This is a genomic window from Flavivirga algicola, from assembly GCF_012910715.1.
GTDB lineage: Bacteria > Bacteroidota > Bacteroidia > Flavobacteriales > Flavobacteriaceae > Flavivirga > Flavivirga algicola.
In genome coordinates, this window is the sequence record NZ_JABBHF010000003.1 from 15,571 (window position 1) to 27,443 (window position 11,873).

Genomic DNA, 11,873 nt, shown 5'->3' on the forward strand with positions numbered 1-11,873 from the left:
TTTTCTATATGTTTTATTTTATCGATTCTTTTTAAAACTTGTAGTTTAGTCCAAACATCCAATAGCTTTGCAGGTCGTTGTCAACATCTTCAAAAGAAGTGGCTGTAGGAGGCGTTTGGGCCAAGGCATAATTAAGTGCTTCTTGCTTGTTGCTTCGTAGGCCAAAATCGAAACCTACCCCGATCATTTTCCATAAAGTATATCCGAAAGAATTGGTCCAGGTCCAGTTTGATAAATTCGAGCTTTCGTAACTTTGAAACATAGAAAGATTAGTTTTAAAACTAACAGCTTTAATTTGTCTGGTATAGTCAACCAGTATTTTTGCTCCCAACGACGATTCAAAAACGGTGTCTTCTTTACTAAAAACAAAGTTGTAGTTTCCAGGATGTATAACTACTACAAGGTCTTTTATTGGCGTCCAGGTAACACCAACACCTAAATCTAAGTAGCCAGGATTGTTAAAGTTGCTTAAAATAGTAGTTCTGTATTCGCCTAATCCAGAAAGGGCAAATTTATCGCTTAGTTTATGTCCGTATAAAGAAGTGATATTAAAAACATCTGTAGCTTCTTGAAAAGCATCGCTATCTGTCGGGTCGTCTTTATCATCCAGTTTTACCCAGGAGAGGTTTATATTGGCACTATTTCTCCAAAAGAATTTTTCTTTGGTTAAATTAGCAAAGGCATTTACGGTAAAACCAATGTTTCCCGAATTATTATTAGGGGTTCCTTGAGCATACCAGTTTTTAAAGCTGGAAATACTACCTCCAATAGTACCAAAGGCACCTTTTTTCCAACCTGGTAAGGCATCAATTTTTGCCTGAATAGCATCAACACGCCCTTGAATGGCTGCTATAGAATCTTTTTTAGGACCTTGAGCTGCTTTTAATTCTTCCAAAGTTTCTTGTGCGTACATGGAAGTGATTCCAACAAAAAAGGTAAGTAGTAATGATAGTTTTTTCATATGTTTATTGGTTTTTTAATTGTGACATGCAACCTTCAATGATTATTTTAAATCATACCAGTTTCATTTTTAAGTATGTTAAAATTTGAATTAATAGTTAATTAGACACTACATATACGATGTGGGTCACAAGATAAGATTATTTGTTTTTGTATAGTGGCACAGAAGAACACGCTTCGCCATACATAATAGACTTTGCAAAAGACTTTAGTTTATTGGTAAGCATGATATAAGCATTTTGTGGAACGGGCTTTTTAGAGCAGCCTTTTATAATAATGGGCTTGTTTTTAAATTGGGTAATATCTAACTGATTTATAATGTCTTGATATATGGAAGTTTCCAGCGTTTCTAAATCGCCAATAACAATCGTTTTCGCATAGGGCTCTAAATGTATACTAAGTAGCATATATGCCCACCCAGGAATAATAGCATCGCTACTACAGGTTAAGGCAACATAGCTGTCTTGATATTGTGCCCAATTAAATTCTGAAACTTGCTGCCTAAAATCTTTTTCACGCAGTACAAAACCTTCAAACAACCATTCTTTAATATCTAATACAACACGCTTGCCTTCAGGGTAAAAGTCCTCAAGATCTATAGTCATTAAATTACTGTTTGCTACGCGATTTATAATTTCGTCTGGCATTATTATTTAGGCTTATATAAATTAAAGGTTTTTGTAATTTTCTTTTTGTGCTAAGCTTGCTATAAAAATAATTTATAGAAAGTCTTCTCTTATGGGAGCAAAACTATCAATTAATGTAACATTTTCGGTAAGGGTTTGCACACAATGATTGAGGTTAGAAGCCACTTTAAAAGTATCGCCTTCATTTAAGAGATATTCTCGATCTTCAATAAATAATTTTAAACTTCCAGATGCTACATAAGATATCTGCTCATGTGGATGTTTATGTGGCGGATCTGGTTGTTTCATCGGTCCATTGGAAAACTTAATAACCGTAACCATTAAACCATTTAAATGTACCACCTTTCTTTTTAAAGTCGGGGTTAGTGTTTCAAAGGCTTCATTATGTTTTGTGATCTCGCTCAAAATGATATTATAAAATTCACAAAAGTATTATAGCATTCCCAATTCCAATTTGGCTTCTTCACTCATAAGTTCTTGTGTCCAGGGAGGGTCGAAGGTTATTTCAACTTCTGCGCTTTTCACATCGTTTAAAGATTTTACCTTTTCTTCAACTTCTAAAGGTAAGGTTTCTGCTACTGGACAATTGGGAGTTGTTAGGGTCATTAAGATTTTTACATCGTAATCTTCATTAACAAATACGTCATAAATTAACCCCAATTCGTAAATATCAACGGGAATCTCTGGGTCGTAAATAGTTTTTAAAACGTTTACTATTTTTTCGCCTAATGCATTTGTATCTATTGTTGTTTCACTCATATTTTTAATGTTTAATCGTTTACCTGTTTAATTGTTTAATCGATTTTACGATTATACGATTCAACAAATCAACTAATTTAGCTGTGTTTGATATGCTATGGCGTACATTTTTAACTGCTTTACCATGCTTACTAAACCATTGGCCCTTGTGGGGGACAAATGTTCTTTTAAACCAATTTTATCTATAAAACTAGTGTCTGCATCAATAATATCTTTTGGGTGTTGATTTGAAAAAGCCCGTATTAAAATAGCAATAATACCCTTAGTGATAATGGCATCGCTATCTGCAGTAAAAGCTATTTTATCGTCCGTCATTTCTGCATGTACCCAAACTTTACTTTGACAACCTTTTATAATGTTGTTTTCCGTTTTATATTGCTCGTCGATTAAAGGCAGCTCTTTACCTAAATCGATCATATATTGGTAACGTTCTTCCCAATCGTCAAACATTGAGAACTCGTCTATAATTTCGTTTTGTATGTCTTCAATAGTCACAGTAACAATTTTATACAAAAATACAACAAGAAAACTTCCTATTCAATGTTTTCTGAAATAGATAAGATTTCTTTAACAAGTGCGGCTATTTCTTCTGGTGGATTTCCATGATCGAAAGCTTGCGTTTCGTAAGTGTTGCCATTATAAACAATTTTTAATCTTGCTATGGCAGCCCCATCAAAAAACCGATTTTGGGAAGGGGCTTTTAGATGCGATATATTTTTAACATCTATGGGCTTAAGAACTTTTAGGAGGCTGTCCCAATGTGCTTTGCTGCATGGTTTAGTAAATACAGCAGCTTCTCTTTTGTTTATAATGGAAATGGTTTTTTTATTGATTTTAATATTCTTATAGATGCCTCTTGATCGAGCCGAATATTCAATTAACAGGGTATTTTGATTTATGTTGGATTCCGAGCAGCTATTATCAGCCAATACAAAGGATAATAATATAAAAAGGAATTTCATAAAGCTTAATTTTTATAAAAATGTTACAAAAACGAAGCCTTATTTTAAGAAAGCATCATTTTCGCTTTTTTAACCCCTTCAACTAAGGTGTCAATCTCTTCTTTGGTGTTATAAAATGCCAATGAGGCACGAATGGTTCCTGGGATGCCATAATAATCCATGATAGGCTGTGCACAATGGTGTCCAGTACGAACAGCAATTCCTAGCTTATCTAAAATAGTGCCGACATCGTAAGGGTGAATGTTTTCTAAGTTAAAAGAGATTACCGATGTTTTGTTTTTTGAGGTTCCGTATATTTTTAAACCATCAATGGCTAGTAACTTTTGTGTGGCATAATCTAGCAACTCCTTCTCATAAGCTGCTATGGCATCAAACCCTATATTGTTCATGTAATCGATAGCTGCTCCAAAAACAATGCCTCCTGCAATGTTGGGTGTGCCAGCTTCAAATTTGTGTGGCAAATCGGCATAGGTGGTTTTTTCAAATGTTACTTCGGCAATCATTTCGCCGCCACCTTGATATGGAGGCAATTTATTAAGCCATGCTTCTTTTCCGTAAAGCATGCCTACACCTGTTGGCCCGCACATTTTATGGGCAGAAGCTACATAAAAATCGACGTCTAAAGCTTGAACATCTGGTTTTATATGTGGACAGGCTTGTGCACCATCAACTAAAACGGCTGAGCCAACCTGATGCGCTTTTTCTATAACATATTCAATAGGGTTTATGGTTCCTAAGGCATTCGATATGTGGTTTAGAAAAACAAGTTTCGTATTTTTAGATAGTAAGTTATCAAAGACACTCATTACCAATTCTCCGTCTTCATTCATTGGAATGACTTTAAGATTGGCTCCGGTACGCTCGCAAAGCATTTGCCATGGCACAATATTACTGTGGTGTTCTAATGCCGAAACGATAATGTCATCGCCTTTTTTTAATAGTGAGGAAAAGCCATTTGCTACGAGGTTAATACTATGTGTCGCTCCCGATGTTAATATAATTTCATGTGAAAACTTAGCATTAAAATGTGCTTGTATTTTTTGACGTGCTTGCTCGTACAAATCTGTTGCTTCTTGACTTAACGTATGCACACCACGGTGGATATTAGCATTGTAGTTAGCGTAATAATCTACAATGGCATCAATAACTTGTTGGGGTGTTTGTGATGTAGCTGCATTGTCAAAATACGCCAAGGGCTTACCATTAACTTTACGCGAAAGAATGGGGAAATCTTTTCTTATATCTTGTACGTTGAACATGGTTTCAAATAATTAATATTTTTAGTCCTCAATTAATGAGATTCCTGTCTTCGCAGGAAACTATAGGTCGAATCCAATATCAACACCTAATTTATTTGCAATAATCTTGGTAATGCGTTGTTTCATTTCGGGAATTTTAACCGAACTTAATACATTATTACTAAAGGCATACATTAAAAGTGCTTTGGCTTCCTTTTCTGGGATACCACGCGAACGCATATAAAACATAGCACTTTCATCCAATTGCCCGATGGTACATCCATGTGAACATTTTACATCGTCTGCAAAAATTTCGAGCTGCGGTTTTGTGTTTATAGTTGCTTTATCGCTTACTAAAATATTATTGTTGGCCTGAAATGCATTGGTTTTTTGGGCTTCTTTTTCCACAATAACCTTTCCATTAAAAACACCTGTCGAACTGTCTGCAAAAATACCCTTGTAGTCTTGGTGGCTTTCACAGTTAGGTTCTATATGGTGTACTAAGGTGTTGTGATCTACATGTTGTTTTTCACCAATAATTGTAACCCCTTTTAAGATGGAGTCAATGCGTTCTCCTTCTTGAAAGAAATTAAGATTGTTACGTGTTAATTTGCCGCCAAAAGCAAAAGTATGTACAGAAGCAACACTTTCTTTTCTTTGTTTTATGAAGGTATTATCTATTAACGAAGCGTTTGAACTGTCGTTCTGAATTTTATAATAATCTACGATGGCACGTTTGTTTGTAAAAACTTCTGTAACGCTATTTGTAAGTACGGGGTTATTGTTTAAACTTTGGTGTCGTTCTATAATTTGAACATGTGAGTTTTCATCTACTACAATTAAATTTCGCGGTTGTAGCATAGTTGCAGACTCATTCCCTGTTGAAAAATGTACGATCTGAATTGGTTTTTCAACCATTTTATTTTTAGGAATATGAATATAGGCACCTTCACTCGAAAACGCTGTGTTTAGCGATGACAGGCTATCCTTAGTTGCTGCTTTATTGAAATAATTTTCAATTAAAATGCGGTATTTGGGTTTAGAAAGAGCTGCAGACATTAAGCAAACATCCATGCCGTCATGAGTGGTTTGCGATAAATGGGATGAATATTTACCATCGATAAATACAATCTTGTAAGTATCTATATCGTGAATAAAATATTTTTTAATGTCTTTATATTCAATAGCATTTTCCTGTTGAGGGAATACGCTATAATCTTCTTTTAGTATTTTGTTTAAAGAGGTATATTTCCAGGCCTCTTCTTTTTTTGTTGGAAAGCCTTTTTCTTCAAATATTTTAATAGCATCATTTCTTACATCGTGTACATAGGTGTCTATGTCCACTTGATTTTCAAATACTAAAAAGGATGATAATAATTTTTCTTTTAAATCCATTGTCTCGGTGTTCAGTTCTTAGTGTTCAGTGAGCAGTATGTAGTGTCCATTTTTTGTTGCTAACTACTCACAGAATACTGTACTACTAGGCGTTCACTTCTTCTTTAATCCAATCGTAACCTTTTTCCTCTAGCTCATGAGCCAGTTCTTTTGTTCCAGATTTTACAATCTTTCCATTGTATAATACGTGTACAAAATCGGGAACGATATAGTCTAATAAACGTTGATAATGTGTAATAACAACAACGGCGTTGTCTTTGCTTTTAAGTTTGTTCACACCATTGGCAACAATACGCAGGGCATCTATATCAAGACCAGAATCGGTTTCGTCTAAGATTGCCAGTTTAGGCTCTAACATAGCCATTTGAAAAATCTCATTACGTTTTTTTTCTCCTCCAGAAAACCCTTCATTTAATGACCGCGATAAAAATTTTCTATCGATTTCCAAAAGCTCGGACTTTTCACGAATTAGCTTAAGCATGTCTTTTGCAGGCATATCTTCTAACCCTTGTGCTTTTCTGGTTTCGTTAATAGCTGTTTTCATGAAGTTAGTAACAGAAACGCCAGGAATTTCTACTGGATATTGAAATGATAAGAAGACACCTTTGTGCGCACGCTCTTCGGCTGCTAATTCATCAATATCTTCACCGTTGAATTCGATATTGCCCTTGGTGACTTCATATTCTTCTTTTCCTGCAATAACTGAAGCTAATGTACTTTTTCCAGAACCATTTGGTCCCATAATAGCATGTACTTCACCCGCTTTTACTTCAAGGTTTATACCTTGTAAAATGCTTTTATCTTCAACACTTGCGTGTAAATTATCAATTTTTAGCATACGTTTTATTTAGTTTCCTAGTTTTACAATATTATTAGTTTCTTCCTTTGGTGCCTTTACTTCTATAATCTCAACGATTTCAACCTTATTTTCCCAAAGTATTTTTTCATCTTTTTGATTTGTGATTCGCCCTCTAATTTCTACAGAAACCATATCTGTAGGTTCGGTTTTAAAAGCTTTGGCTTTTTTGTTTAGCTCATGCATCTTATCGGTAATTAAAACACCATAAATGTTTTCATGTGTTTGTAATACCGCTGCGCCATCATAATAAACAAAATCCCCTTTTAAAACTGTTAAACTGTCATTTTGTTTGGCGGTTCTTTCGGGGGTGTCTACTTTAACATCCTTTGCGGGTTCAGATTTTGTTTCTTTTTTACAGCTTAAAAAAACTGTTAGAATTATTGCAATAAAAAATGTTTTTTTCATTTTAAATTTTAGTTTTGGTGATGAGATTCCTGCCTTTGCAGGAATGACAATTATCCAACACTTCCTTCTAAACTTATTTCTAATAACTTTTGAGCTTCTACAGCAAACTCCATAGGGAGTTTGTTTAAGACTTCTTTGCTAAACCCATTTACAATTAATGCAATGGCTTTTTCTGTATCTATACCACGTTGGTTGCAATAGAAAATTTGATCTTCACCAATTTTACTGGTGGTTGCTTCATGTTCTATTTTAGCTGATTTATTTTTTGCTTCTATGTAGGGAAAGGTGTGGGCGCCACATTCATTTCCCATCAATAAACTATCACATTGTGAAAAGTTACGGGCGTTTTCGGCTCTTGAGTTTATTTGAACTAAACCGCGATAACTGTTTTGAGATTTACCTGCTGAAATTCCCTTTGAAATGATAGTCGATTTGGTATTTTTTCCCAAATGAATCATTTTGGTTCCTGTATCTGCTTGCTGGTAATTATTTGTTACTGCTATGGAGTAAAACTCTCCAACAGAATTGTCGCCTTTTAATACGCATGATGGATATTTCCAGGTAACGGCAGAACCTGTTTCAACCTGTGTCCAGGAGATTTTTGCATTTTTTTCGCATAAACCACGCTTGGTTACAAAGTTGTAAACACCTCCCTTGCCTTCTGCATTTCCAGGATACCAGTTTTGTACGGTTGAATATTTAATCTCGGCATCATCTAAAGCAATAAGTTCTACCACGGCCGCGTGCAACTGATTTTCGTCTCTACTTGGCGCTGTACAGCCTTCTAGGTAACTAACGTAGCTGCCTTCGTCTGCAATAACCAATGTTCTTTCAAATTGGCCTGTCCCAGCTTGGTTGATTCTAAAATAAGTCGATAATTCCATAGGGCATTTGACTCCTTTTGGAATGTAACAGAAAGAGCCATCGCTAAACACGGCACTGTTTAGGGCAGCGTAAAAATTGTCTTTTTGAGGAACCACGGTTCCAATATATTTTTTGACTAATTCTGGATGCTCTTTTATGGCTTCAGAAATACTCATAAATATGATGCCTTTTTCGGCTAAGGTTTCTTTGAAAGTAGTGGCTACCGAAACAGAATCCACAACAACATCCATGGCGACACCTGCAAGTTTTTTTTGCTCATCTAAAGAGATACCTAGTTTTTCGAAAGTTGCCAGTAATTCAGGGTCTACTTCGTCTAAACTATCATATTTAGGCTTGCTATTTGGTGCAGAATAATATGAAATACCTTGAAAATCTGGCTTTTCATAATGGACGTTTGCCCATTCTGGCTCAGTCATTTCTTTCCAAACACGAAATGCTTCCAATCTCCAATCGGTCATCCATTGCGGCTCTTCTTTCTTTTGGGAAATCGCACGCACTATATCTTCATTTAAGCCATTAGGAAAGGTATCTGATTCTATGTCAGTATAAAAACCATATTCGTATTCTTTGGTTTTTAGCTCTTCCCTTAAATCGTCTTCTGTATACTTACTCATATTTCGAGTTTAATGTTAAAGATTCAAAGTTAGGCTAACCCAGATGGTATTTGCTTCCCTTTAAATCGCTTTTCTTTAAGTAGTTTATAAATCCGCCGATCATTTTTCCTAATGTAATGGTTTGATCGTATAGTTTATTAAAAACTTCTTTGCTAATATAATTTCTATCTAATACTCTATACAATTGCGATCTTGTTTCTCCACATGAGGCTTTAGAGATTGATAGAAATTGAATAAATTCTTTATTGCCATTTCTTTCAAATCCTTCAGCAATATTATCCATGACCGAACCAGAAGATCCATCTATTTGATTATAAAGCTTGTAATCCTTCCTTAATTGGGTGTTATTTGCAATTTTGTTGATGTCATCACAAAGAGTTCGAGATAATTTCCAAATTTCTAAATCTTCAAACTGTTTTACCGTTGCCATAACTTTGAATTAAAAATCTTAAACTTTGAGCTTTAAAGTGAAAATGATTCGCCGCAGCCGCAAGTACGGTTAGCATTGGGATTGTTAAATATGAAACCAGTTCCGTTTAATCCTCCAGAATATTCAAGTGTTGTACCAATAAGGTATAAAAAGCTTTTTTTGTCAACAATGATTTTTACATCGTTATCTTCAAATACTTTATCATCTTCTTGATTTTCTTTGTCAAACTTTAAATCGTAAGATAGACCAGAACAACCTCCACTTTTAACGCCTACTCGGATGTAATCTGTTGAAGGGTCAAAGCCGTCGTCGGTCATGAGTTCAATGACTTTCTTTTTAGCTGTATCAGAAACTTTTATCATAGTATCTTTTAATTAAATCTAGAAATGAATTAACAGTTATTTTATTAAGACAGTTTCTAAATAGGGTACAAATATACAATATAAGTCATGGATTACCATATAACCTAACATTATATTAGCATATGGGTTTATAGGTTTTTTTTATGCAAAAATAAAGAGCCTATAATTAAGCTCTTTATTTTGTTTCAGGTTTTAAAAAAGTTAATAATTAGGTTAAACTATTTTTTTCGTTTTTGTAATAGAGAAAATGTTTTTTTTCAGGCGTTGTTTTACCTTTACAATATTTCCTTCCATATCAAATCTGAAATAGTTTTTACAGCACTTACAAATTAATTCTGGAGTATTTAAATTTGATTCATTAAGACGAAAATAATTATGTCCGAAAGTAGTGCAGAAAAGAGTAGAAGTTACATTAGTTTTCATAGTCCTAGTAATTTTCAGAACATTAATTTAAGTAAAATCATACAAAAATGAAAGAAAAATTCTATTTTTTTGACGAAAAACATTGAATTTTATAGTGTTTTTTGTCTTAAAATCAGTTTTTATCGATAAAATGGTAGTCCGAAAGGGCAAGTAAGAAAGCTTTTAAGTCTGCTTTGTCTTGAGAAGAAAGCTGTACACCACCTTGTGCCACTTTTTTCATTAAAGGATCGATGGTTAGCGAGTTCTGTAAACCTTCACTGTAATGATTAATAACTTCATCAAGTGTTGTAAACCTGCCATCATGCATATAAGGTGCCGTGAATGCCAGGTTTCTTAATGAAGGGGTTTTGAATTTTCCATTGTCAGCAGGATCACCAGTTACTTCTCCTAATCCCAAATCAGTAATCGTAGCATCTAGTCCGTTGTTGTGAAAAATATTATCTGTCCACAAAGGGTTTTTATCACTGCCATGACAATGAAAACAATCCCCCTTGGTTTCATCCATAAAAATATTAAAACCATTAAGTTCTTCGGGCGTCAAGGTCGCTTCTCCCAAAAGATGCTTATCGAATTTTGAATTAGAAGAAATTAGCGTGCGTTCAAATTGGGCAATTGCTTTAGTGACTAAAACGGAATCTATGGTTGAAGTTCCAAATGCCTGTTCGAATAAATTAGGGTATTCAGAATGCTGCTGTAATTTTTGCTCTACTTGCGTCCAAGTATTGTGCATTTCTAAGGGATCTGTTACTGGTTGGAATGCTTGGTGTTCTAAACTAAATACCCGGCCGTCCCAAAAGAATTTTTCATCGTAATTCCACGCTAAATTAAATAAAGGCATGGCGTTACGGCTACCAAAAAAACCATCAACACCATCACTAAACTGATTGGTATCTGTAAATGCATTTCCTGGAGCATGGCAGTCTACGCATGCCTGGGTGTTGTTTACCGATAATATAGGGTCGAAGAATAATTTTTCACCTAAAGCTATGCCTTCTACAGTTTGTGGGTTGTCTGTAGGAATAACAGGTGCTAGTAGGTTGTTTTGAAAAAGCTGCGGAATTTGTAATGGACTTGGCGTAGGAACATATTTATCTACACTTTCATCGGAGCATGATGCGCAAATGAAAAAGAGTAACATATAATATGAAATCCATTTTAGCATTTTATTGATTGATTGCGTTTAAACTAAATACATCTTGTCCATTTTGAAACATCATTAGCTGGGCACTAAAATTGGGCATGAGCATATTGTTTAAAACATTTAAATCCCAAGTATTTGGGTTTTTAAACCATTCGGCAATGTTCATGTTGATTTCAAAAGAAGCATTATTTGTTATAGTAACTTCACCTAAATCAACTTCAAAAAAAGTATCTCCAAATACAGGTGTTGCCCCCGAATTATCTACAGCTCTTATGGCATGAAACACATAGCCTGTTTGGGTTGTTATATTATTAATAAACCTTCCTTCTAATTGCATATAATGGTATCCGCCTCCTAACATGGCTGGTACACTCCAAGAAGCAGCATTTAAGTCGGGGTAATTGTTATTGTAATTGTCATCATTGTTAAAACCAAAGGTAAAAGATACGTTGCTATAAGTTCCCTTTGGAATGGTTGTGGTTGGCGAAAAAGAAAGGTTGGTGTTGTTGGTAACATCAACTAGGTTATAACCGTCAAGGACAAATGTTTCTCCATCCGATTTTTGAAATGTAATGTTCGAAATAAGGTATCTTAGTTTTGTAATACTTAATTCCTCACCATTTGCATTGGTATACTGAATGGTATTAAAATTGGAGTTTGTAACTGCTGTTGCGTCCCAACTATGGCTGAAGTTAAATGTTACTATGGCTTCAGAAATTTCATCATCGTTATCTGTAGCACAGGAGATTAAGATGATTGAACTGAAAAAGAGTATGGGGAATATTTTTTGCAT

The 11,873-nt window shown here is 34.7% G+C and carries 15 protein-coding genes; all 15 read right to left on the reverse strand.

Annotated features, from left to right (window positions below; all coding sequences use genetic code 11):
- Positions 1–31: 31 nt before the first annotated feature.
- Positions 32–961, reverse strand: coding sequence for a DUF3078 domain-containing protein (locus tag HHX25_RS05365; RefSeq protein ID WP_169670979.1), 930 nt, complete (start codon positions 959–961; stop codon positions 32–34).
- A 139-nt stretch (positions 962–1,100) separates the two neighbouring features.
- Positions 1,101–1,607, reverse strand: coding sequence for a DUF2480 family protein (locus HHX25_RS05370; protein WP_169670981.1), 507 nt, complete (start codon positions 1,605–1,607; stop codon positions 1,101–1,103).
- Between the two features lie 72 nt (positions 1,608–1,679).
- Positions 1,680–2,012 (reverse strand): cupin domain-containing protein, encoded by a 333-nt coding sequence (locus tag HHX25_RS05375; protein WP_169670983.1) that lies wholly within the window; start codon positions 2,010–2,012, stop codon positions 1,680–1,682.
- Positions 2,013–2,039: 27 nt separating this feature from the next.
- Positions 2,040–2,366 carry an SUF system Fe-S cluster assembly protein gene (locus HHX25_RS05380; protein ID WP_102756453.1) on the reverse strand — a complete coding sequence of 109 codons (327 nt, stop codon included), beginning with the start codon at positions 2,364–2,366 and terminating at the stop codon, positions 2,040–2,042.
- Positions 2,367–2,438: 72 nt separating this feature from the next.
- The gene (locus HHX25_RS05385) at positions 2,439–2,861 is read right to left on the reverse strand and encodes a SufE family protein (RefSeq protein WP_169670985.1); all 423 of its coding nucleotides are present in this window, start codon (positions 2,859–2,861) and stop codon (positions 2,439–2,441) included.
- Between the two features lie 38 nt (positions 2,862–2,899).
- On the reverse strand, positions 2,900–3,328 hold the full coding sequence (locus HHX25_RS05390; RefSeq protein ID WP_169670987.1) for a hypothetical protein: 429 nt from the start codon (positions 3,326–3,328) through the stop codon (positions 2,900–2,902).
- 44 nt (positions 3,329–3,372) lie between these two features.
- Complete coding sequence (locus HHX25_RS05395) at positions 3,373–4,587, reverse strand: aminotransferase class V-fold PLP-dependent enzyme (RefSeq protein ID WP_169670989.1); 1,215 nt, start codon at positions 4,585–4,587, stop codon at positions 3,373–3,375.
- 60 nt (positions 4,588–4,647) lie between these two features.
- Complete coding sequence (sufD, locus tag HHX25_RS05400; RefSeq protein ID WP_169670991.1) at positions 4,648–5,961, reverse strand: Fe-S cluster assembly protein SufD; 1,314 nt, start codon at positions 5,959–5,961, stop codon at positions 4,648–4,650.
- Between the two features lie 85 nt (positions 5,962–6,046).
- Entirely contained in the window at positions 6,047–6,799 is a 753-nt protein-coding gene (sufC, locus tag HHX25_RS05405) for a Fe-S cluster assembly ATPase SufC (RefSeq protein WP_169670993.1), read from the reverse strand.
- A gap of 9 nt (positions 6,800–6,808) precedes the next feature.
- The gene (locus HHX25_RS05410; protein WP_169670995.1) at positions 6,809–7,225 is read right to left on the reverse strand and encodes a hypothetical protein; all 417 of its coding nucleotides are present in this window, start codon (positions 7,223–7,225) and stop codon (positions 6,809–6,811) included.
- Positions 7,226–7,275: 50 nt separating this feature from the next.
- On the reverse strand, positions 7,276–8,724 hold the full coding sequence (gene sufB, locus HHX25_RS05415; RefSeq protein ID WP_169670997.1) for a Fe-S cluster assembly protein SufB: 1,449 nt from the start codon (positions 8,722–8,724) through the stop codon (positions 7,276–7,278).
- 34 nt (positions 8,725–8,758) lie between these two features.
- Positions 8,759–9,154 carry a four helix bundle protein gene (locus tag HHX25_RS05420; protein ID WP_169670999.1) on the reverse strand — a complete coding sequence of 132 codons (396 nt, stop codon included), beginning with the start codon at positions 9,152–9,154 and terminating at the stop codon, positions 8,759–8,761.
- A 32-nt stretch (positions 9,155–9,186) separates the two neighbouring features.
- Entirely contained in the window at positions 9,187–9,516 is a 330-nt protein-coding gene (locus HHX25_RS05425; protein ID WP_169671001.1) for a HesB/IscA family protein, read from the reverse strand.
- Between the two features lie 535 nt (positions 9,517–10,051).
- Complete coding sequence (locus tag HHX25_RS05430) at positions 10,052–11,077, reverse strand: cytochrome-c peroxidase (RefSeq protein ID WP_169671003.1); 1,026 nt, start codon at positions 11,075–11,077, stop codon at positions 10,052–10,054.
- A gap of 25 nt (positions 11,078–11,102) precedes the next feature.
- Positions 11,103–11,873: an MbnP family protein gene (locus HHX25_RS05435; protein ID WP_169671005.1), complete on the reverse strand. Its 771-nt coding sequence runs from the start codon at positions 11,871–11,873 to the stop codon at positions 11,103–11,105.

Excerpts from the sequence above, each read along its gene's own strand:
- HHX25_RS05425 (WP_169671001.1), bottom strand. The coding sequence starts at position 9,516 with ATGATAAAAGTTTCTGATACAGCTAAAAAGAAAGTCATTGAACTCATG.
- HHX25_RS05365 (WP_169670979.1), bottom strand. The coding sequence starts at position 961 with ATGAAAAAACTATCATTACTACTTACCTTTTTTGTTGGAATCACTTCC.
- HHX25_RS05410 (WP_169670995.1), bottom strand. The coding sequence starts at position 7,225 with ATGAAAAAAACATTTTTTATTGCAATAATTCTAACAGTTTTTTTAAGC.
- sufB (WP_169670997.1), bottom strand. The coding sequence starts at position 8,724 with ATGAGTAAGTATACAGAAGACGATTTAAGGGAAGAGCTAAAAACCAAA.
- HHX25_RS05435 (WP_169671005.1), bottom strand. The coding sequence starts at position 11,873 with ATGCAAAAAATATTCCCCATACTCTTTTTCAGTTCAATCATCTTAATC.
- HHX25_RS05395 (WP_169670989.1), bottom strand. The coding sequence starts at position 4,587 with ATGTTCAACGTACAAGATATAAGAAAAGATTTCCCCATTCTTTCGCGT.
- HHX25_RS05420 (WP_169670999.1), bottom strand. The coding sequence starts at position 9,154 with ATGGCAACGGTAAAACAGTTTGAAGATTTAGAAATTTGGAAATTATCT.
- HHX25_RS05370 (WP_169670981.1), bottom strand. The coding sequence starts at position 1,607 with ATGCCAGACGAAATTATAAATCGCGTAGCAAACAGTAATTTAATGACT.
- sufD (WP_169670991.1), bottom strand. The coding sequence starts at position 5,961 with ATGGATTTAAAAGAAAAATTATTATCATCCTTTTTAGTATTTGAAAAT.
- HHX25_RS05380 (WP_102756453.1), bottom strand. The coding sequence starts at position 2,366 with ATGAGTGAAACAACAATAGATACAAATGCATTAGGCGAAAAAATAGTA.
- HHX25_RS05430 (WP_169671003.1), bottom strand. The coding sequence starts at position 11,077 with ATGTTACTCTTTTTCATTTGCGCATCATGCTCCGATGAAAGTGTAGAT.
- sufC (WP_169670993.1), bottom strand. The coding sequence starts at position 6,799 with ATGCTAAAAATTGATAATTTACACGCAAGTGTTGAAGATAAAAGCATT.
- HHX25_RS05390 (WP_169670987.1), bottom strand. The coding sequence starts at position 3,328 with ATGAAATTCCTTTTTATATTATTATCCTTTGTATTGGCTGATAATAGC.